The organism is Lentzea sp. NPDC055074, from assembly GCF_053608005.1.
The window spans coordinates 204,485-225,964 of record NZ_JBSGUQ010000007.1 but is presented as its reverse complement, the minus strand read 5'-3'; the positions used below and the strand labels follow the sequence as shown (position 1 = coordinate 225,964).

Here is a 21,480-nt window from a genome sequence, read left to right as displayed (position 1 = left end):
TGTTCGAGGAAGCCACGAGCGGCGGCGACGGCGAAGACCTGCTGGCCCCCGGCCACCACGTGCAGGTCTTCGCGTCCTTCTCCTGGGACGCCGACGAGACCGACGAGGCCTGATCGGTCCAGCGCATGTCGGGCCTGGGCCGGTACGCCGGCCCAGGCCCGGTTTCCGAAAGGGTTGACGATGGCTTCATGGGCGGATTTCACCGCTGAGCATCCCGAAATCGCTGCGATCGGTCGACGCATTCTCTCGAAATACGGAGTTGCCTATCTTGCGACCGTTCGCGCCGACGGTGCTCCCCGTGTGCACCCGATCAGTCCCGTCGTCCGTGACGGCATGTTGCTCGTCGGGATAATCGGGTCGTCGCCCAAGCGTCGTGACCTCGACCGAGATGGGCGTTTCGTGCTGCACGGCCTGCCGGGCCCCGAGAACGCGGAGCTCTGCATCCGCGGCGTCGTCCGGCAGTTCGCCGTGGACGAGGCCGCCGCCCTTCTGGCATTGCGGGAGGAGCGGGGTGACGAGGCGACTGACACGGTCTTCTACGAGCTGGTCATGAGCCGTGTCGACTACACGTCGTATGAGGCGGGGACCGGGCTTCGTCCGGTGCCGACGAGAATTGTGTGGCGAGCGCAGGAGGTGATGGCGTGAACGTGGACGACAAGCCCCGGCTCGGGCGGGTCGAGCTGTTCCGGCATCCCGAGCGCGGCGCCCTCCTCGGCACGCCGGACGGCGGGCTGTTCCGCGTCCCCCTGCCGGTGGACCAACTGCGTGCGTTGCTGGCTGACTGCACCGGAACGTCGTCGATGGGCGAGTTGATCGCGCGGCATCCGCTGAACGGCACTGCGGCGGAAGTGCTGGAGTCACTGACACGTCACGGGTGTGTGTCCACTGAGGATCCTGACCCGCTGCCACAGCTGTTCGTGCTGGGAGACGAGGAGCTGGCTGGGCTGGTCGGCACCACTTCTCTCGGTGGAGCCGAAACGCTCCGCGAGAAGCAGGAACTGGCCGGAGTCGCCGGCTCCTCGGTTCTGCTCGTACTGCGCACCAGGCTGGACCAGGCGGAACTGCTCGACATCGAGGAGCGGTGCCGTGCAAGGGGGATCAGGTGGACGCATTTCCACCTGGAGACGAGCAAGGGCTGGTTCGGCCCACACGTCGAGAGCGGGCGCGGTCCTGGGGTCGGAGACCTGCTCGACCGCCGCCGCACTGCCACCGCGGATCGGTTGCTCCTCGACGCGTTGAACGCGCCGGTCGACGTCGGAGAATCCCGGCTCCCAGGCGAAGCCGAACTGCACTGGATGATCGACGCGGTGGTCTTGGACATCGTGAACTGGGTCTCCGGCCGTGTGGCACGAGCGGCGTGGCACGAGGTCGAACTCGATCCGGTGCGCCTCGCTGTCACCGCCCATCCCGTACTGCCACTCGGCGAGGTCGACGTGCCGTCGCACGTCGGCAGGGAGCCGCACGACTGGCTGGTCGACCCGAGGACCGGCATCGTGCGCGGACTCACCGACGTGCGTCATCACCCGTCGATCCCGCGCACTCTGAAGACCGTGCACGCCAAGGTGAGTGACATCAGCCGGGTCAGTCCTTGGCGCAACGACCCGGTGGCCGGCGGCAGCACGTTCGGCGAAAGGGACGCTGCGGCGCGCGCCGCGGTCGGTGAGGCGGTCGAGCGGTACTGCGGCAACATCGTGCAGGAGGATCTGCTCGTCCACTCGTCCTACGACGACTTGATGCGATCGGGACAGCACGCGGTGGACCCGGATGCCCTTGTGCTGTTCTCACAGCGCCAGTACGACGCTCCTGGTTTTCCGTTCACGCGGTTCACCCGCGACCTCCCCGTGCACTGGGTCCGCGGACGTTCGCTCACCACGAACAGGTCGGCGTGGCTGCCGGCAAGCATGGTGTACGCGAACTGGTACACGCCGACCTTTGCCGCCGATCCGCCGACCAATCCGACGTTCTTCCCCGGCATTGCCGCAGGGGAGAACTTCGACTCGGCGGTCGCCGCCGGACTGCAGGAGTTGGTCGAACGGCACACCACGATGACGTGGTGGCTCAACGCCGTCAGGCTGCCCGCGGCTCGTCAGACCGCGGCGCTGCGGGCTGTGTGGCCAGAGGGCACCGCTCAGCGGAGCTGGCTCATCCCACTGGACAACGAGTTCGGCGTGCCGGTGATGGCCGGGTGCGTCGAGAACCCGGACGACCACCTCCTCACCATCGGTTTCGCCGCGCGCCCCGACCCCGTCCAAGCAGGACTCAAAGCGTGGACGGAAGCTTTGACGCTCCAAGACATCGCCCGCGACCTCATGGAGCCGAACGGCTCCTACCGCAAGGCCGTCGGTTCAGGCCGGATCGACGCGTCCGGCGTCAAACCGCATCGCGCGGACCGCTGTTACCTGAACGACTACCGGCCGGACTTCCGCGACGTCGCGGATCTCACGGGTCAGGTGCAGGTTCATCTGGACGTCCGCGCACAGAACCTCGTCCGGCCCTGGGTCGACGTGCCGGAGGAACGCGATCTGCCGCCGGCTCTGCACGGTGACTTGCGCATGGCCGTGGAAGCGCGCGGCTACGAGGTGTTCTGTGCCGACATCACCACTCCGGACGTGCGGGCGGCAGGACTGCGGGTCGTCCGCACGTTGGTGCCCGGCCTGGTGCCCAACTCGGCGGCGGCGTTCCCACACCTGGGACTGGGAGTGGTCACGCGCACCGCGGTGGCGCTGGGCTGGCGGGAGTCGGAATTGCCGGAGAGCGACGTGAACCTGGTGCCGATGCCCCATGCCTGAACCCGAGGTGGTCGGTGCGCCGGTGGAGCGCATCGACGCCTGGGACAAGGTCACGGGCGGTCAGCGGTTTCTCAGCGACCGCACATGGCCCGGTGACGCGTGGGCCAGGGTGGTCCGCTCGCCGTACCCGAAGGCGACTCTGCTCGATCTGCGGGTCGACTCGCCCGGTGTGATCGCCGTGTATCTGCCCGAAGATGTTCCCTCGCAGCGATTCAACCCGGCTTTGGCTCCTGCCAGTGACCAGTTGCGGCGGGCAGCTGACAAGCGGTTGCTCACCAGGAAGGCGCGTCACGTCGGCGACGGGGTCGCTCTGGTCGTGGCGAACAGCCAGGCGGAAGTCGATCACGCGGTCGAGTCCGCGGAGGCGACGTGGCAGGTCGAGCAGCCAGCACTGTCCACAACGGACGAGAACAGTGCACGACTGGGCCGGATCGGGTTCGGGGACGAGACCGTTGTGGACCGCGCGCTCGCGGGATCCGCCGCAGTCGTAGCCGAGACGTTCGAGGTCGCCGGTGCGCAACACGTGTGCCTGGAAACCCATTGCTGCCGCGCGGAAGCTGATGGCGACGGGATCGTCGTTTGGTCGAACACCCAGTCTCCGGGCGAGTTGCGCGCACTGGTGGCGGAGGTGCTCGGCCTTCCGCAGGCCGGTGTCCGGGTCCTCAAGGTGGAAGAGGGCGGTGGGTTCGGCTGCCGCCAGGAGATGTACGAGGAGGCGCTCGTCGCGTGGGCGGTGATGGGGACAGGGCGCCCGGTGCGGCTGACCTACGACCGCGCCGAGGAGTTCGTCGCGGCGCGTCGCAGGCACGGGGTGCGCGCGGATGTCCGTCTCGGCATCGCCGGCGACGGCGAAGTGCGCGCTGTCGACGTGCGAGCGGTGGTGGACTCCGGTGCGTACGGCTCTCACGCTCCATACGTGGCCAACGCGATGGCACTCACCGCCCGAACCGCCTACCCCCGAGCCGCCCACCGGTTCGTCGGCGAGATCGCTCGCACCAACACCTTGCCCGGCGGGGCATATCGCGGTTACGGCGTCGCGCAGCTCAACTTCGCCGTGGAGACCGCCCTGACCGCGGCGGCGCGACAGCTGGAGCTGGATCCGGTGGACGTGCGCGTCCGCAACGCACCCGCCCGCCTGGCGCACTGCCTCGAAGTCGGGCGCGAAGCGTTCGGATGGCCACGTCCGGCTGCACCAGGGCGGGGTCACGGCGTCGCAACGGCGATGAAGGCCACCGTGACAGGTGAAGAGTCGGAAGTCAGCACGGCGTGGGTAGAAATCGAGGGGGACCGAGCCACCCTCGTGACCGGGACCTGCGACAGCGGCACCGGGTCGTCGACGGTCCTCGCGCAGGTCGTGGCCGAGGAACTGGGCCTGCCGGTGGGCAACGTCCGGGTCGTCGAGGGCGACACCGAGCTCACTCCGGCGGACATCGGCAGCGCGGCACAGCGCAGCGTGTTCCTCGGGACGGGGGCGGCACGCGAGGCGGCGCGGCGCGCCCTGAGCAGTCCGGGCGAGCGGGTGACGTTCCGGGCAGGCCGCGCTCCGGCGAGCTACTGCGCGTGTTTCGTGAGCGTGGCGGTCGACGCTGAGCTGGGCACAGTGGTGGTGGAGGACTGCCTCGTCGTGACCGACTGCGGTCGAGTGCTCAACCCACTCGGTGCGGCCGGCCAGGTGCACGGAGGAGTGGTCCAGGGAATCGGGCTCGCCCTGATCGACCACTGCCCGCCAGGTGGTGTGACGACGATCCAGGAGCACGGCGTGCCGCTGGCTGTCGACGTCCCGTCGATACGCGCGTTGTTCACAGGTGACCCGGTGCCCGCGGCACCGTGGGGCGGCCTGGGCCTGGGGGAACTGCCGATCGTTCCGGTGCCGGCGGCGATCGCCGGTGCCGTGGCGAATGCCACGGGGGTCGTGCCGACGTCGATCCCGATGCGACCGGAAGTCCTGTGGTCTGCGTTGACGGGAGCGGAGAGGTGATCGGTCGGGGGGCTCCTCGCCGGATCTTGCGGCCCACGTCCGAGCGAGAACTGGACCGGATGATCGAGGAGCACCCCGAGGCGGCGCTGTTCGCGGGAGGAACGCTCGCGGTGCCGGACTGGCGTCACGGGAAGCCACCGGAGGTGGCGCTGCACCTGGGTGGCGTGGCCGGCCTGCGGTACCTCGGCAGCGACGGATGCGGCGCCTTGACCACGCTCGCCGACCTCGCCGCAGACGACCGCGTCCCCAGGGCGGTGCGCCAGGCCGCCGCCTCGATCGGCGGACCCGCGGTGCGGGCGATGGCGACAGCGGGCGGCAACGTGGTCGCCGTGCGGCCGGGCTGCGTCGCCGTCGCCCTGCTGGCGGCAGGAGCGACCGGACTCGGATCTTCTCCTGGGCACCGAAGTGTGAACGGAAACTTCTCTCTCAATGATTTATTTATGACGCAAAGGATTCTGCTACGTTCGATCCGCTGGCTCTCGGACCGCGACTCGGCTTTCGCGAAGGTGGCGATCCGCGCGGCCAGCGGGCCCAACGTGGTGAGCGTCGCGATCGGTCGCGGCGACGACGGGGCGGTGATCGCGGTGGGGGCACCCGGCGTCCTGCCGCACCGGCTCACCGCGGCGGAGATCCTGTGGGACGAGGGGGCGGAAGCGCGCGAGGTCGCTGCGGTGGTCGAGCAGGAGGTGTCGCCGACGGACGACATCACTGCGACGACCCGGTACCGGAAGGCGGCCGCGGCGGTCCTCGTGCGCAGGCTCATCACTGACATAGAGGGGGGTCAATGGTCGAGGCGGAGGTCAACGGCACCGCGGTCGAGCTGCCTGACGACGGACGAAGCCTGGCGCACTGGATCCGCGAGGACCTAGGACTCACCGGAACGAAAACTCCTTGTGGCAGCGGGCACTGCGGAGGATGCACGGTTCTGGTCGACGATCAGCCGATCCTGTCGTGCTGCACACCGGCGGTGCTGCATCAGGACACCCGCATCACGACGGTGGAAGGACTGGCGCGACAACAGGACCCCCTGCTGCAGGAGTTCGTGCGGCACGGGGCCGTGCAATGTGGTCTCTGCACCGCGGGAATGCTCGTCGCCGCACGGGCGCACCTCATCGGGCGAGGTGGTCGCGCCACGTCGGAAACCGAAGTCCGCCAAGCACTTGCGGGGAACGTGTGCCGCTGCAGCGGATACACGGCGATCGTCGCCGCGGTCCGGTCGGCGGCCGGGGAGGTTTCCGGTGCGTGAGACCCTCCACAACCTCGCTCTGGTCAAGCGGAATCCGGTGTTCCGCCGGTTCTGGCTGGGCATGCTGATCTCCCGGACGGGCGACGCGTTCACGACGATCGCCCTGTCCTGGCTCGTGCTCACCGTCGCCGGTCCGGCAGAGCTGGGTGTCGTGCTGCTCTGCTTCGGCCTGCCGCGGCTGGTCAGCGGGCCGGTGGCGGGACGGCTGCTCGACCGCTTCCAGCCAAGGGTGCTGCTCGGCTGGGACAACGCGCTGCGCGGAGTCTTCATCGGACTGTTGCCGCTGTTGAGCGTTCTGGGGGCGCTGAGCATTCCGGTGATCTGCGCGATCGCGGTGTGCTGCGCGGTGCTGTCCTCGGTCACCGAGGTGGCGGAGAGCGCACTGGTGCCGCGACTGGTCGAGGACCGCGAGCTGGAGGCGGCGAACTCCTTGCTCGGGGTGAACTGGGAGATCGCCTACATCGCCGGGCCCCCGCTGTCGGGGTTGTTCATCGCCTGGGTCGGCGCACCGACCGCGCTCGTGCTGGACGCGGTGTCGTTCGGCGTGATGAGCCTGATCTGCTTCGGGTTGCCCCGGATCGAACTGGACGGAGAACAGGACGGCGGCACGCAGAGCTTCTTCCGCAAGTGGCTGGGTACCGGCGCGTTGTTCCGGCTTCCGGCGGTGCTGGTGCTGACGATCTCGACCGTCGGCTTCCTGTTCCTGCAGGGCATGTCGGAAGTGTTCTTCCCGGTCTACAGCCGGACCGGACTGAACGCCGGGCCCGGGGTCTACGGCGTTCTCGTCGCAACGGCGAGTGTGGGAGCGCTGCTGGGCGTGGTCTTCGGACCGAGCGTCTACCGCAGGTTCAAGCCCCGGCTGAAGATGTCGCTGGTGCTCATGGCAGGAGCTCCGTTGTTCGGTGTGGTGGCCTTCGTGGACCACGTGCTCGCGGCGGCGGTCCTCCTCGGCCTGGCGGCGTTCCTGTGGGGTCCGTACTACGTCTTCGAGCGGTCGCTGGCGCAACGCTTGACGCCTCCCGACGTGCGTGGCCAGGTCATGGGGGCACGGACGGCGATCTCGTCGCTGGGCTTCCCCCTGGGCAGCGCGACCGCAGGGTTCTTGTTCGCCGAAGCCGGCCTGGTCCCGGTGGTTCTCGGTATGGCCGCGGCCTACGCCGTGCTCGGAGTCCTTCCGTTGTCGTCCGCGGCGCTGCGCAGGGCCGGTGAGGTCCCGGAGCCGGTCGCGGCACCGTAGGCGGCGGCTTGGGTCTCGTACATCTCGCGGTACAGGCCGTTCGACGTGATCAGTTCGTCGTGTGTGCCCTGCTCGACGATCTGGCCGTGAGCGAGGACGACGATGCGGTTCGCGTGCCGGATGTTGGCCAGCCGATGGGTCACGAGGACGGTGGTGCGGGTGGCACCGGCCTGCGTGGCGCTCGCGTTGCGCAGCGCTTCGAACACCTGCGCCTCCGCCTTGGCGTCGAGCGCGGCCGTCGGCTCGTCGGCGATGAGGATCGGAGCGTCGCGGTAGATCCCGCGGGCGATGCCCAGCCGTTGCCACTGTCCCCCTGAGAGGTCTCGGCCGTTCTCGAACCTTCGCGACAGCAACGTTTCCTGGCCGTGGGGAAGTGAGCGCACCACGTCCTCGGCGCCGGACTGGCCCACCGCGCGTCGCCACCGGGAGTCGTTGTGGTCGTCGTGGTCGAGCCGGCCCAGCCGCACGGCGAGCTCTGCGGTCACCGGCCACTCCGCGGGCGCCTGGGCGATGACCGCGATCTGGTCCTGGATGCTGAGCGGGTGGGCCGTGCTGAGGTCGACACCGTCCCAGGAGACGGTGCCGGCGTCCGGTGAGTACAGGCCCGCGACGAGTTTGCCCAGGGTGGTCTTCCCGGAACCGTTCTCGCCCACGAGCGCGACGACCTCGCCACGGTTGATGGTCAGGTCGAGGTCCTGGACTGCGGGGCAGTTCTGGCCTGGATAGCTGAACGAGACGCCGGACAGCCGGATCACCGCCGGATCGGACGGAGCCGCGACCGTCGTGACAGGACCGCAGCGCAGCGCCGCCTCGGTCAGGTAGTCGCGGTACAGCTCGAGGTAGTGGGATCCCTCGTACAGCACGTTGATCATGCGGAGGCATTCGGTGAGCGCCGATGAGGTGACGCGCATCGTCAGCACGGCTGTCCCTGAGATGGCCAACGGCATGTTCCCGGTCCAGAGCAGGACGGCCAGCACGCAGTAGGCCGCTGTGGTACCCGCACCCGAGACGGACCTGCCGACGAGCCGGACGAGCGCGCTGCGCCGGGCCAGCCGGACCTCCGCATGCGCCAGATCCGCGGTGATGCGGGCGTGCTCGCAGAGCAAGCGGTCCTGCAGCGCCAGCGCGTGTCGCTCGAAGGCGAAGGTCCGTGAGGTCGTGGCCTCCGTGACGACGCTTTTCATCATCTGGCGCGTCACCGTGTCGAGGAAGTGTCTGCGGTTGAGCCTGCTGATCCGATGTACGGCCCATCCGTCAGCGCTCGCAGCGGTCAACAGCACGAGGGCGAGCCACGGGTTGAGCACCGCCGCGGTGACCAGCGCCGCCCCCATCGACACCAGCGCCGCGGTCAGTCCGGCGATCTGCCGCACTCCGTTGCCCACCGACTCGATCCCGTCGCTCGACGCCCGTCTCGCCAGCTCCTGGAAGTCGGCGTCCTCGAAGGCGATCAGCGCGACACCGGCGGTCGCCTCGGTGATCCTCTGCTCGGCGGCACGGACGACCAGCGGGCGCAGCGCACCCTCGGTTGCGGTGAAGATGGCGTCGAGCAGCGCCTTTCCCGCGTAGGAGCCGCCGACGACCAGAATCGCCGGCACCGCGGCCGTGAGTCGCTGCGCCGGTGAGCCTCCCTGCAGCAGCGCCGTGAACACCTCTGCTGTGGACAACAGCCCAAAGGCCGAGACGCAGCCGGACACCACCTGCAGAAGCACGGCGAGCGCGGCGAGTGGGCGCGACACGCGCCAGGCCAGGCGCGCGACCAGCGTCACCGCCTGCGGCACACCGCGTGCCGAGCGCCAGAAGCCTGCTGCCGCGATCTCCTCGCCCTGCCGAGCCCACTCGGGCACGGAGAGGCGGTGCACTTCCAGCAACGACCTTCGGTTGTTCATGCTCGCCGACCCCCGGGAACGTGCGCAATGGGACAGTCAAGCGAGCTTAATGTCGCGGCGGCGATGATTAATAACCTGCGGAGTGGCGAGGTCTCGCCATCGGTGTGTTCTCGGCAGAAGCCTCGATTAATATCCCGGCGATCTTCGCTGCCTTACGCCAATCGGGTGATGTGTGGCTTGTGGGTGGTCGGCCTTGGGGTGATGGATTAAATTCGAGTCGTCCCTGCTGGGGGGAAGTGTTCGGGGCCGGAGGCTGGGGGGCCGTGGCGTTGTTGCCAGTTTATTGCATCTGTGCTGTGTTGCGCATTGATGCGGTCGGCGCGCTGTCCCGCCGAGTCTGACGGTGTTCGTTGACACTCGTCGACGGAACGGAGAGAGCGCCTTGTGCTACACCGACAGGCAAGGCTTGACACAGGGGGTTGACGGACCATTCGCGGCAATAGTCGAAGCGCTGCGAAATGTCGTCGTCACGTTGGTTCGCAGTGCACCGCACGCCACGTTCCCCGACACCGCTGCCGGGTGGTCGGCGGTGTCGGTGGCGCTGGCGCGAAGTCTGGACCTGAGTGGTGGTGATGTCGTCCGCAGTAGAGAACTGGTTCCGGCGCAGACATTGCGCCACATGCGAGGTGAGGACCAGCTGTTCGGGTTGCTCCCGGACGTTCTCGTCGATCGCAGAAGGGTCGTTTTCGCGAGCGGCCAGGTCATACCGGTTCGCAGTTCTGGAGACGCGCGGCTGGACGGAGCGCGGGTAGCGGACCACGAGTTCCCGTGGACTGTGGTGGCGGTCGAGCACTCGTTCGTCGTGATCCGTGACAAGGAGGAGGTGCTCAGGGTTCTGGCCAACGCCAAGGAGCTCGTCAGTGCGTTGGCGTTGCTGCATGATGCGTTGTGGCTGCTTCTTGGCCGGGAGGCGGAGCTGGAAGGGGCCTCGCAGGTGCCGCCAGAGCACCTGCAGCCGGTGCTGGAGACGCTCGCGGAAGGGGCCACCGACCAGGCAGCTCAACGTGCATTGGCGCTGTCGTCGAGGACTTTCAGCCGGCGAGCTTCCGAGCTGATGGACGCGCTGGGCGCGCGTAGCCGGTTTCAGGCAGGTGTGGAGGCGGCGCGCCGCCACTGGGTATGACGCCGTGGGGGCCCGGCAGGGCCCCCACGAGACGTTCAGGCGAGCGGCACCTGCCAGCGCAGCTCGAGCGTTCCGCCTTCGGGTACGGCTGCCCACTCGTCGGCCGCCGCAGCCATGAGCCGTTCGACAACGGTGAAGTCGATCTGCTCCAGCGGAGCTTCCTCGAGCTGCGGGTACTTTTCGACCATCCGCCCGCGCAGATTGTCGGCTGGAGTCGTTCCGGTCAGCGGCAGTACCTCCTCGATGGCGCTGATCAACGTCTCCGCCACGCCGATGCGCTTCATGCACCGCTCGGACACCGCTTCGGACTTCGCCGCGGCGGCGGAGCGATCGCCTTCGAGCACGGACATGCTCCTGAACACCATTCCCTGCGCGATCGAACCCCAATAGCCCCAGTCCATGCGCAGGTGGTCCTCGACCACGTAGTGAGCCATTTCGTGCGGAACCCGGTGTGCGTGATCGGTCTCGTAGGCGTGGACGACAATTCCGTCCTCGCGCACGGCGGTGGCGACGTGGCCGCCCGTTTGGGTCTTCTCAAGTCGGATGAGCATGGTTTCTCCTTACGTCCGGTGCGTCGTTCAGGACCGTACTTTCCGTTCACCGCTGCACCAGAACGGTTGGCGTGTGCACGCCATTCAATGGATCGTGCGCGCGGATCGTCGTCAAATCGCTCAGTCGTCGAGCAGAAGGAGGGGGCATGGGTAATGCACTGGGGGGCGAGGCCCGAATCGGTTTGCTGCGCCGCTTGAGCAGTCGTGACCGCACCAGGCTGACCGGAATGGCAGCGTTCGTGGTCCTCCTGCACATCCTCGGCGTCGGTCTGTTGCTGCTCGTGGTGAGCGGCGGGGCAGGAGCCGCCCAAGGCTTCGGGTTCGGGCTGGGGGTCACGGCTTACGTGCTCGGCATGCGGCACGCGTTCGACGCCGATCACATCGTCGCGATCGACAACACCACGCGGAAGCTGCTGGCCGACGGCAAGCGGCCCTTGGCGGTCGGGTTCTGGTTCTCGCTGGGACACTCCAGCGTCGTGTTCGTGCTCTGCCTGGCGCTCGGTCTCGGTATCAAAGCGCTCGCGGACGACGTGACGAACGAGTCTTCCGGGCTGCACCACGCCACCGGGCTGTGGGGGACCTTGATCTCAGGCCTGTTCCTGGTGGTGATCGGGCTGCTCAACGCGCGTGCGTTCGCCGGTGCGCTGAAGGTCGCCAGGGACGTGCGGAAGGGGCGGTTCGACGAGGCCGAGTTCGAGCGACTTCTGGAGTCGCGGGGCGTCATCGCCCGCATTCTCGCGAAGCTCACCAAGACCGTGCGCAAGGACTGGCACATGTACCCGATCGGGTTTCTCTTCGGGCTGGGCTTCGACACGGCGACGGAAGTGTCACTGCTCGTGTTGTCGAGCAGCGCCGCGGCCTTCGACCTGCCGTGGTACGCGTTCCTGGCACTGCCCTTGCTCTTCGCCGCCGGCATGTCACTGCTCGACAGCGCGGACGGCGTGTTCATGTCGGCGGCGTACGACTGGGCGCTGCTCAGCCCGGCCAGGCGGATCTACTACAACCTCATCGTCACCGGCTTGTCCGTGGGAATGGCCTTCCTCGTGGGCGGGGCAGGTCTGATCGGCTTGCTGGTGGAGGAGTTCGGCATCAGCTCCGGGGTTCTCGGGTGGTTCGCCGGGCTCGACCTCGAACACATCGGCTACGCGGCAGTCGGGTTGTTCATCGTCACGTGGGCGGTCAGCGCGATCGTCTGGCGTGTGTTCCGGGTGGAGGAACGCTGGAGCCAGCGGGTGTGATCTCCCGCGGCTCATCTCCTGCCTCGTTTCGACGAGATTGGCGAATCGTCGCCAAGCTCTTTGCCTGGCAACAAATCCCGGCCGACGATCAAACCAACCATTGAGCACCAACGAGAACAAGGGGTCGATGTGAGTCACGTTTCCACCGAAGCGCCGATCGAGGCGCCTGCCGACGGCTTCTTCTACCACGGCAGGCCGGACTGGCTGACCGACGACGTGCTCGGCGGCATGGTCGCCGAAGCGGACGCACTGCGTCCTGGCGCGGTGCAGCTGCATCGGCAGCACCACACGCCGTGTGGTCCAGTGGCGTCGGCGTTCGCGGACTCTCCCGAGATGCACGCGTTGATCCGCGAGCACGCAGGTCCCGCGTCCCCCGCAGGACGCGCGAACTACCTCTACTACGACGAACAGGGCCAGGGCATCGACCCGCACATCGACCATGGTGGCTTCCGGCTCAACGTGCTGATGACTTTGCAGCACGACGTCGAGAACACGGAGCGGTCGACCCTCGTCCTGTTCCCGCACGGCCCGGAGAAGCCGTTGCGCCTCCACCAGAGTCCTGGTGAGCTGGTGCTGTTCTGGGCGACGGCCGTCGTTCACGCGCGCACCAACACGGCGGCGGGTGAGAGGGTGCGCAACATCGGCATCGGATACCAGCCACGTTTTGTCCTGCCGTCATCGCCCTACTGGTCGATCGTCCAATGACCTTTGGCTGACAGCCTCCTACCCGACATTGGTGGTGTTGTGCTGTCGCCTGAGGGCGGCACGATCGTGAATGTGCCGGTTGTCCTGTTGCACTTCGTCTTTGTCCGGCTCGTCGGTTGTCTGGTTCTGCTCGGCTGGTGTACACGAACAAGGACCTGGAGTTGATCTCTCTGCGGCACGATGTCGCGGTGTCGCGCCGTACTCACAACTGTCCGCGCTCCCGGTGTGGCCTGCGAACGGTGGGCGTTGGTGCGCGGCGCGACGAGTCGCTCGTTGTCCAACCGCTGTGTTTCCTACTGCAACCATCTTTGATCACACCGGCGCGGACCGCACTCCACCGCGACCGGACCACCCGATCGCAGAGCCCGGCTGCAGGTCCGTACGTCGAGGCCGGGTAGTCGGCGACTTGATCAACGGGTGCGAACCTGCATCGGCTTGATGCGCCGTCCGCCTCGATGTCCGATCCGACGGCATGAACTGGCGCGACGTCGCCACCGGCTCCGACTGCGGTGACGCCGAGTTCTATCCAGCTCGCGTTCGGTCTCCCGGCGTTTGAACGCTCTCTCGCAGGCGTGGGGTCTGTGCCCGGCGATCACGCCGAGCAGGCCGGTCGGGTTCTCGGTTGCTGAGTCGGGTGCCTGCGTTCCAGCCCTGTAGTCGGCTGCGTCCGATCGACACTTTCAACGAGGAACGGTCCCCGGCCAGGAGGGTGGTCAGGTGACGGTCTCGCTCGCGCCGAACTGCACCTGACTTGCCTGTTTCGCAGGGTAGCGAGCCGTGAACCCGTATTTGGAGGTTGAGGGGCCAGCCAAGTGAGGGCGGTCGTTACCGAGGCGGTTCGCGGGCGGCCTGATTCAGGTCCCAGGAGAGATGCCCAGGTAGACGTGCCGGAGGCCTGGCGACCCCTTAGGTGGCAGCTAAGAGATCACCAGCAGTTCGATGAGTCCAATTCGCTGACCTGCGGATTTGCAAATCTCGGTGACAAGACTTCGCATAGACCTAGCGAGTTGAGGGAGGACTTATGCTCCCAATCTGCTCCCGCGCAACGCAAACGGGGTGTCGATGAAGATCATCGACACCCCGTTTGAACAGGTAAAACACACTATGGGCGATACTGGGATCGAACCAGTGACCTCTTCGATGTGAACGGCACCGGCCATGTCCCAGTAGGTCACCTGGTGCCCAGGCGTGACGCGCTGAGCTGGTGGTCTCTGCTGAGGCGTCTCGCCGCGTCTCGCTGAGCCCGGCCTGTTGCGTGCTGTGCTGGCTACCGTTTCGAGCGCAGCCTGCGCTGTACCAAGCCGATTGCGACCTCGGCAATTGGTCTAGCCGATCTGTACCGGGGCGTTGGCGTCGTAGCCGCGAAGGATCACGTAGGCGATTGGTCCGCTCTCGAGCGTCCAGTGGTGGACCACTGCGGCGACCTGTGCGTGCAGAGGGCCGTCAACTCGGACCGGTTTCTCGAACACGACGTGCTCGCCGACTCGAGCCAAGATGCTGCCGGGGTACTCGTCCATCACCTGCGCAGGTTCGAGGCTCAGTTCACGGCTGCCGCGTATCTCTCGCCAAACCGGCGTTACCTCCGGGGCTTCTGCCAGCAGCATCACGATAGTTGCTTCGTCGGACACGTCATGTTCCCTTCGAGGACACGCCGGCCATCTCGCCGCCCCGGACGTTGGAATGATGCGCAGCGGCCAGACTGCGTTCACGCTGATCACGTGGCTTCGGTGTCGACCTGATTGGGTTATTGCGTGGTCATTTCACGCGCGTTGGATCGAACAGAGTTGCTAGGTGCTGGCCGATTTTTTGTGCTGCACCAGCCCAAGTCAGTGCCCGGCTGGTTGTAACTTGCTCACCGTCACCGTGTGCAATCTTCTTTCTTGCGGCCACCATGGCGCCAAGTTGGCTTCGGAGTATCTGATCGTCGGCATCGAGCGCAGTTTTGAGAGCTTCTCTCCATGCTGCATCAAATGATCCAACAAATGTAAGCAGTTGGTCGGGCATGACCCCCTGTCCTGTGCGTAGATGATGTGTGATGCGTCGATGTAGACGCGGATGCCCAGTTGAGTAGGCATACAAATCTGCCAGGTCATCGCGGACGGCCTCGATGTAGCCGACTGCCCGCACCGTGAGATAGCGAGCAAGAGCGCGCGACACGGCATCGGGCTGATTTTTGTCGAGGTTCCGGAGGCAATCCTCGACCTCTTTGAGGTCGAGGAGGCGCTGCCGGATAGTTGCCAGGTGTGGCGTTGAGTTGACCATTACGTGAGTGCGGTCCGTGCTCGCATAAGCCTGGTCTCGACTGCATCTTTGTCGGCTGTTGCACGCCCGGTGTGCTTGAGGAACTGGCCATCCTCAAGTAGGCGCGTTATGCGGTCGGCAAGATTATTTGGTAGTCGGTCGCCTGCGATCGCCTCCATTGTTGCGACACATACAGCCTCGGCTTGGGCTGTGTTTACCTGCTTGCCGCCAGGGCGGCGAAAGGCTCGCTGGCCAACCTGATCATGGATCGCACTGCAGGCGCGAGTAAATAGGATCCCGAGCTCCTCCTTGGTTACGTCCACTGACCGGTTTCGCTGTGCAAACCTGTTTAGAAAATTCTTCAGTGGCCGATTGTATTCGTCGCCCATTGAGTAAAGTGCAAGAATTCTAGTGATGAGTTCATGGTCTCGAATTCGCTTAGACTTTGGCCCGAACATGACTCGCCACTCTGAGGCTTCGTTTAGGCTCTCGATCGAGGCCATTAGCGCGCCTGCGTACAAAGCCGCCCTAATCTCGTGCGGGGTTAGCTGAGTGCCGCCAGAGTTTAGACGCTCGAAGATTTGGAATATGGCTTCGTCGACCTCGGGTGAGCCGTCCGCAGCAACGATCGTTGCCTGTATGTAGGAGTCGTCGAGCTTGAACTGAAGGCTTTCATCTAGAGTGCTGTAGGTTGCGCCCTGGAACTCGTCGGCAACGTAGTTCAGGGAGAATTCTTTTCCGTCATGCAGTCCGTTGTAAAAGCGCTGTAGTGTAACTAGGCGCTGCTGGCCGTCCAGGATGAGCATGCGGTTGTCATTGGCCTGCTTGACAAGGAAGATTCCCGGTACCGGATATCCGAGCAATAGTGACTCGATGAACCTGTCCATTTGCGCTTTGGACCACACGAATCCGCGCTGAAAGCCGGGAACTTGGACCAATTCTTCCTTGCCGCCGAACTGTGGCACGAGCATCGACTTTCGATCGAGGCGCTTGACGAGGCCATCGACATTGAAGTCCTGCGTTGTGAAGGTCACCCTCGCGGGTGAGGATTCAGTGTCGATAAGGTCAGCGAGCTCGTCGTCACGTAGCGTCCGGTCATCGGTGCTAGCAAGATCCTCGAACAGATGGTCGTCCGTTGACATGGGTGAACGGTACATCCTGTTGGCGATCGAGAAGTCCAGGTCTGCGAGCGGTGCTGGTAGACGCGTGGTCGTGCGCGTGTCTCCGTGGCTTGGCGGACTCTGCACTCTGGGAGGGCCGACCTCGTTCGGGGTGTACAACCTAGGTCTGGTTCGTGTCAATCTTGCTATCGATGGTCTCTAGGGTGTTTGAATAAAGTCCTCGGCAGTGGCGTCCCAGTACCAGCGTGGAGTGCTTTGCCATAACCGTGGCAACGCCAGGATTTCCCGCTCCTCAGGGACGAGATATGGGTTGCTGCCGTCGAAATAGGTCGGCTGACCGGTTGACATGTCGACGAAGCCGCCAGTCTGCACTCGAATTTGGCGCACGCTTGGCTGCCAGTCCGGCTCTCCGATTAGCAGGGCTGCGACACGAACGACATCCAGGTTAAGTCCGGGAAGCTCGGGTAAAACTGGGATGCGCCACTCTCGCTCGGCTAGCCAGTCGGATCGATTTCCGGGAGCCGTTTCGAATCGCACTGCCCAAGGTAGTTGCGCCCGTTGGAGTTCGTCGTGCTGTGCGCTCCTGGCGTACCAGACTGACCCTCCTTCGATGTCATAGACACTCTGGCGCGTGAACAGCACGCCCCAAGGTGCCCATCCCTGATTGAGCAACCAACGCAGATGCTCTGGCGGGCTTTCGGACAGGCAGACCATCGGTTGGTCTGCCTGTGCGCCGAATGGTGGAAATCCGCGTAGATTCTCATGCCACAAGATTTCGTCAAGCCGTTCTGATGCTGTGAGCTTCAAGATTTCGGACGGTACTAACGGTGTTGATTTCGTGCCGCCTGGTCGGCCGCAGAAGTGAATCAGCCATTCGTGTTGAGCAGGTCCAGCCTGCTGTAGTGGCCCAGGCGCGCAAACCTCCTGTCGACTGAACCGGTGGAGTCTCTATAAAATGGAGATCTGGTCGGATGATATGTGTCACGCGTTGTTGAGGATGTGATTCCGGAACTGCCAAGAGCGAGCGAGTATGCAGGCTCCAGGTGAAGCCATCGGCTCCGACGTCAGCATCCGCTTGACCGTTTCCTCGGTGAACGGAACGCCCTCGGATACCGACGTCGACTCGATGGCTGTCACCAACGCTCCCTCAGCGTTGATATGCACCGTGTTCCCGAAGATGTCATCGAAGACATCGTCGCAAGTAATTGGTCCAGCCGACATGACGCTCGTAGGGCGCGGCAGTGGATGTGCTGTCGTACGGAGCTTCGAAGTATGAGCCGCTCATGGCTGACCTGCAGTTGGCATCCCGTTGACCGTTCTGCGGCCACAGCGGCCCGAACGTCCTCCGCCGCATCGTCCGTACTGCGCGACGATCACGCTGCCTGAACCTGGCCGCTGAGCTTGCTTGATCCGCTGCGCGCCGTGGTGAGGGGGCTGAAACCGCTGGTAGAGGCGCTGCGCACCCGACCCCCCTCAAGCCTGTGGACAACACCGGACTAGCTGTGCTCCAATGATGGAACACGGTTCGATCGGCGTTCCGTTGTTTCGGAAGGGCGTGAGGCGCGTGGAGAGCTTCCTTCGCGATCTCGAGAAGGTCGCACTAGATGATCTGTATCCAGACCCAAACAACCCGAGGCTCGGGCTTGATGACGCGCCGGGCTATCAGGACCCAGCTGCTCTGTTCGACGAGGCGGTTCGCCAGCGAATTTTCGATGATCTTGGCCAGGACGCGTACGACGTGGCGGGCCTGGTAGAGGCTGTCATCGCTCAGGGCTGGATGCCGATCGACAACATCATTGTGTGGCAGCATCCGCTGATGCAGGGTCGCTACGTCGTTGTTGAAGGAAACCGTCGGCGGCTGACTCTCGAACGCATCCGTACTGTTGAAATTGAGAAGGCCAAGAAGAAGCTCGCCAGGATGCGAGCCAAGGCCAGCGTTTACCCGAAGACGGACATCGATGAGCAAGCTGCGCTGGTGGCTAACCTGGAGCAGATCATCGCCGACACCTCGACTCTGGACGTCGTCCCGATCAACGCGACGACAATCGAGGAACTGGAGCACAAGCTGCCTCGTGTGTTGGCCGTGCGTCACATCACTGGCGCCAAGGGCTGGGGGAACTTCGCCGAGGATCTGTGGTTGCTCAACCGGTTCAACCAGCTGTTCGAGGACACCCACGGCGCCGATGCCGCGATGTTCTGGGATCAGAACGTGATGTCCCGGGTGGCTGATGAGGCGTCGTTGGGGCACACGGTGGCCAAGCGCAAACTCAAGGCCGCAAAGTGGTACAGCCATTTCCGCGCGGAGTGGGAGGACGAACTGCCCGACGGGGAAGAGTTCGAGTCCTCTGACTACTACCTTTTCGAGAATATCAGCCGCAAGCCGTGGGTCCGCCAACAGTTCGGCATTGGCGAAGACGATATGGTGATATCACCGGAGAGCGAGCAGACGCTCTTCGCCTGGGTGTTCCGGCTACCTCGAGGCAAGACCGCTGCGGACAACCCGAACGTCTTCTATCGCCACGAGAACATCCTGGTCTGGGATCAGATGAAGCGCTACGACGATGAGCACGGCTCAGACTTCGCTGGCCGCTTCCAGGTCGAGAACCCCGACGACGCACCGACAATGGCCGAAGTTGAGGCTGAGTGGCGGATGCATAAGGTGCGCCGCAAGCCGCACGCCGTCCTCGATGAACTGCTGCGTCGCCTGGCTGAGCTTTCGGCGGAAACCCTGACCTCGGAAGGGCGGGTACTGCGCGCCCAATTGCAGAGGCTCGGCGAACTCGCCGACAAGTACATCAAGATGATCGACGCGGCCGAGGCCTAACATGCCACGTCATCATCTCAGTGACCCACGAGTTCAACGTGTTGTAGATCGCTTGGTTGTCCAGTTTCTTCGCCTGGGCAGCGTAAACGCACTTGCCGAGGCACTCTCTCCGGCCGACGACGCCGGATTGGGCAAGCGTGTTCATCCGAACCGGCTGCATGGCCTGCTGAGTGAAGACGCCGCACGTAGCGTCAACACCGCTACTCTGGAGGTGATCGAGGCAGGTTTGCAGCAGCTGGAAGCGTTGCCGGTCGAGGCCGGCGATGACCGGATCAAGCAGCGCATTGCTGCCGCGGTCGACGAGGCGCCTCCGGAGGCCGACCGCATTACGTGGGCTGCTGCACACCTGGGGCTCCCCGTGGCTGTCGTTCGTCGGGTTGCGCCGCGCGAAACCGGCGACACCCTCACAACGCAGCCAGCATCACCTTCCTCGGACCCTGACTGGTCGTGGCAGAACGACGCGATCCGTGCAGCTCTCCATGCGCTGCGTAAAGCTCCGCGACACCGCGTGGGTTTGATCATCCCCACAGGTGGCGGGAAGACCAACATTGCGCTCCAGGTCGCACTGCAGCGACTGGATCAGGACGCTACTCGGTCAGATAGCACCGTCGTCTGGGTTACTCACCGGCGACAACTGCGTACTCAGGCGCGTCGTTCCCTGCAGCGGCTCCTTCAGCGGCCAGACATGCCTGAGAACGCTGCCGCGCTATTTGCGCATCGCATTGAGTTCATCATGGTTAATGACCTTGCGCCCACTATTCAGCGCTTGAATGACCGCCTAGAGCTGATCATCATCGATGAAGCGCATCACGCCGCGGCACCGTCGTACGAGCCGATCTTTACCGCGGCTAGGGCCCCCGTTCTGCTGTTGACCGCCACCCCTAATCGTACGGATCGGCAAGCCATCGGCATCGACGAGGTTGCCTACACGACGAGCTATCGTCATTTGTTCGAACGCGGTTGCCTAGTCACGCCTGTCTTCGATCCACCGCTCGATCTCTATGGGCTGGATTGGACCACGGTCAATGGTCTCTATGACCTTGCCGATTACCTGCTGGATCGCACTGAGAGCGACTTTCGCAAGTTGCTCGTTACCGTCACCACGCGCGACAAGGCTGAGATGCTGCACCAGGCTCTCATTGGCTTGAATGATGCGCGTGACGACCACCCCTTCGACGCAAGCGATATCGGCTACGTGCACGCTGAGCGCTCGAGCGTTGGTATAGCCCCTAGTGACTTTCTGGACGAATTTGCTGGACGGCCTGCAGGACTTCTGGTCGCAACCGGACAATTGATAGGTGAAGGCTTCGACGACCCTTCGATTGATGCCGTTGTTGTTACTTATGCCTCGACGAGCATCAGTCATCTGATGCAGGTAGCTGGTCGTGCGCTGCGTTGGGCGCCAGGCAAGGGCACGGCACACGTCGTGCAGGTTCGTGAGAACGCGTTGCAATACCATTTTGATCAGCGCTGGCTCTACCAGGACATCTCTGATCAACTGCGGCCGGCGCTGGTGGACATGACCTTCAGTTCGACCTCTGACCTGTCAGACCAGGTTGCGCGCCTGCTGGATCAACACCGCGTCAGCGCAGCTGTGCGTCGCCGAATTCTCGGTGAGCTGGCAGAGATAGAGCCGTATGAAGACGTCAGCATAATGTTTACCGGTGTGCCCTACTTTGGCGGATCCTCAACATTTAATCGAGACGCCGAGTGGGGGGCTATCTGTGTTTCACCTGCTGAGCGCGTTCGCTTCCTTCGGATCTTCAATGACGTCTCCTCTCGCGTAGAAGATATCAAGGAAGAGCTTCTCTATTTGCCTAAGTACATCCAGCCAGACAGTCGTGCGGGAAGTCTGTGGAAATCCTACGTCGATTTGATCGCGGCAATGGAGTATGCCCGCCGTGAAATCCAAGGAAGCGACTATGCCGATCGATCTAGCCGAGGCTACGAGCTCAATCTCAGCACCACATGGTTGCAGTACGTAACGATAAAGTATAGGCCCACGTTGCCGGATTCTCTGCAGGAATTCCTGCGCGACGTTGTAAACGCCAACGAAATTGCGGCTTCTTATGTTGCGACACCGTACGCGTGGTCAGCTGCAGTCAAAGTAGAACTTCCGCTAACCGGCTATTTCGCATACCTTCTCAGCGTTGAGCAGGAAAGCTGGCTAGAAGCCAATCGACGCGCATTGATCAACGAACTTCGCAATGAATCTGACATTGGTGGATGGGCGGTGCTGGTTGCATGGCGCTCCGGCCTGCCTGTGAGCCCAATGCCTATGGTGGTGATGGATCAAATATCTCAGCTAACCAGGCCGGAGCGCTTTGTTAGTCAGTACCTGGCGCTTGATTCGGAAAAGGAAAGCTAGCTCGGGGGTGTGTCGCCCTCGTGCGGTTGGCGTTCTCGCCGCTGTATTGCACAATCGGTGCCACGTTCCGGTCGATCGCGTGGATCATGACACTGCTGTAGTGGCGGAGGGCTCGCCGACGCCCGGCACGAGCTCGCCCTGCTCCACGACTTCGGCCCGCTCCTCGCTGCTCT

General features: G+C 64.5%; 17 protein-coding genes. 11 read left to right on the top strand and 6 right to left on the bottom strand.

Translation table 11 applies throughout. The features are described 5' to 3' along the window. The first annotated feature begins 180 nt into the window (after positions 1–180). The 6 genes from ACWF7A_RS19020 to ACWF7A_RS18995 are packed head-to-tail and all read left to right on the top strand — an operon-like array spanning position 181 to position 7,250. Complete coding sequence (locus tag ACWF7A_RS19020; RefSeq protein ID WP_452251753.1) at positions 181–645, top strand: hypothetical protein; 465 nt, start codon at positions 181–183, stop codon at positions 643–645. Further along, the gene (locus tag ACWF7A_RS19015) at positions 642–2,789 is read left to right on the top strand and encodes a YcaO-like family protein (protein ID WP_452251752.1); all 2,148 of its coding nucleotides are present in this window, start codon (positions 642–644) and stop codon (positions 2,787–2,789) included. Before ACWF7A_RS19020 ends, ACWF7A_RS19015 begins: the two co-directional genes overlap by 4 nt. Further along, the gene (locus ACWF7A_RS19010; RefSeq protein WP_452251751.1) at positions 2,782–4,767 is read left to right on the top strand and encodes a xanthine dehydrogenase family protein molybdopterin-binding subunit; all 1,986 of its coding nucleotides are present in this window, start codon (positions 2,782–2,784) and stop codon (positions 4,765–4,767) included. The genes ACWF7A_RS19015 and ACWF7A_RS19010 overlap by 8 nt, the downstream gene beginning before the upstream one ends. Beyond that, positions 4,764–5,636 (top strand): FAD binding domain-containing protein, encoded by an 873-nt coding sequence (locus ACWF7A_RS19005; protein WP_452251750.1) that lies wholly within the window; start codon positions 4,764–4,766, stop codon positions 5,634–5,636. Before ACWF7A_RS19010 ends, ACWF7A_RS19005 begins: the two co-directional genes overlap by 4 nt. Then, entirely contained in the window at positions 5,552–6,013 is a 462-nt protein-coding gene (locus ACWF7A_RS19000) for a (2Fe-2S)-binding protein (RefSeq protein ID WP_452251749.1), read from the top strand. Before ACWF7A_RS19005 ends, ACWF7A_RS19000 begins: the two co-directional genes overlap by 85 nt. Continuing rightward, positions 6,006–7,250, top strand: coding sequence for an MFS transporter (locus ACWF7A_RS18995; protein WP_452251748.1), 1,245 nt, complete (start codon positions 6,006–6,008; stop codon positions 7,248–7,250). The genes ACWF7A_RS19000 and ACWF7A_RS18995 overlap by 8 nt, the downstream gene beginning before the upstream one ends. Here ACWF7A_RS18995 and ACWF7A_RS18990 read toward each other — a convergent pair. Then, positions 7,166–9,136 carry an ABC transporter ATP-binding protein gene (locus ACWF7A_RS18990; RefSeq protein WP_452251747.1) on the bottom strand — a complete coding sequence of 657 codons (1,971 nt, stop codon included), beginning with the start codon at positions 9,134–9,136 and terminating at the stop codon, positions 7,166–7,168. The two genes, ACWF7A_RS18995 and ACWF7A_RS18990, sit on opposite strands and share 85 nt — an antisense overlap. A 382-nt stretch (positions 9,137–9,518) precedes the next feature. Between ACWF7A_RS18990 and ACWF7A_RS18985 the strand changes: the two genes are divergently transcribed. Continuing rightward, positions 9,519–10,259 carry a hypothetical protein gene (locus ACWF7A_RS18985; RefSeq protein WP_452251746.1) on the top strand — a complete coding sequence of 247 codons (741 nt, stop codon included), beginning with the start codon at positions 9,519–9,521 and terminating at the stop codon, positions 10,257–10,259. Positions 10,260–10,294: 35 nt separating this feature from the next. On the opposite strand, the gene ACWF7A_RS18980 is transcribed toward ACWF7A_RS18985, so the two are convergent. Then, on the bottom strand, positions 10,295–10,810 hold the full coding sequence (locus tag ACWF7A_RS18980) for a hypothetical protein (protein WP_452251745.1): 516 nt from the start codon (positions 10,808–10,810) through the stop codon (positions 10,295–10,297). A 227-nt stretch (positions 10,811–11,037) separates the two neighbouring features. On the opposite strand from ACWF7A_RS18980, the gene ACWF7A_RS18975 reads away from it, so the two are divergent. Then, positions 11,038–12,048 (top strand): HoxN/HupN/NixA family nickel/cobalt transporter, encoded by a 1,011-nt coding sequence (locus ACWF7A_RS18975; RefSeq protein WP_452251744.1) that lies wholly within the window; start codon positions 11,038–11,040, stop codon positions 12,046–12,048. A 129-nt stretch (positions 12,049–12,177) separates the two neighbouring features. After that, on the top strand, positions 12,178–12,753 hold the full coding sequence (locus ACWF7A_RS18970; RefSeq protein ID WP_452251743.1) for a hypothetical protein: 576 nt from the start codon (positions 12,178–12,180) through the stop codon (positions 12,751–12,753). A gap of 1,325 nt (positions 12,754–14,078) precedes the next feature. Here the strand turns inward: ACWF7A_RS18970 and ACWF7A_RS18965 are convergent. From ACWF7A_RS18965 to ACWF7A_RS18950, 4 genes are all read right to left on the bottom strand, one after another. Beyond that, positions 14,079–14,381 (bottom strand): hypothetical protein, encoded by a 303-nt coding sequence (locus ACWF7A_RS18965; protein ID WP_452251742.1) that lies wholly within the window; start codon positions 14,379–14,381, stop codon positions 14,079–14,081. A 127-nt stretch (positions 14,382–14,508) separates the two neighbouring features. Then, positions 14,509–15,015, bottom strand: coding sequence for a hypothetical protein (locus ACWF7A_RS18960; RefSeq protein WP_452251741.1), 507 nt, complete (start codon positions 15,013–15,015; stop codon positions 14,509–14,511). Beyond that, a complete protein-coding gene (locus tag ACWF7A_RS18955; protein ID WP_452251740.1) occupies positions 15,015–16,136 on the bottom strand; it encodes a DUF262 domain-containing protein in 1,122 nt (373 codons plus the stop codon). Before ACWF7A_RS18955 ends, ACWF7A_RS18960 begins: the two co-directional genes overlap by 1 nt. 177 nt (positions 16,137–16,313) lie before the next feature. Beyond that, positions 16,314–16,922: a hypothetical protein gene (locus ACWF7A_RS18950; RefSeq protein ID WP_452251739.1), complete on the bottom strand. Its 609-nt coding sequence runs from the start codon at positions 16,920–16,922 to the stop codon at positions 16,314–16,316. Between the two features lie 757 nt (positions 16,923–17,679). On the opposite strand from ACWF7A_RS18950, the gene ACWF7A_RS18945 reads away from it, so the two are divergent. Beyond that, positions 17,680–18,939 (top strand): hypothetical protein, encoded by a 1,260-nt coding sequence (locus ACWF7A_RS18945; RefSeq protein ID WP_452251738.1) that lies wholly within the window; start codon positions 17,680–17,682, stop codon positions 18,937–18,939. 52 nt (positions 18,940–18,991) lie between these two features. Further along, a complete protein-coding gene (locus ACWF7A_RS18940) occupies positions 18,992–21,307 on the top strand; it encodes a DEAD/DEAH box helicase (RefSeq protein WP_452251737.1) in 2,316 nt (771 codons plus the stop codon). Positions 21,308–21,480: the final 173 nt, after the last annotated feature.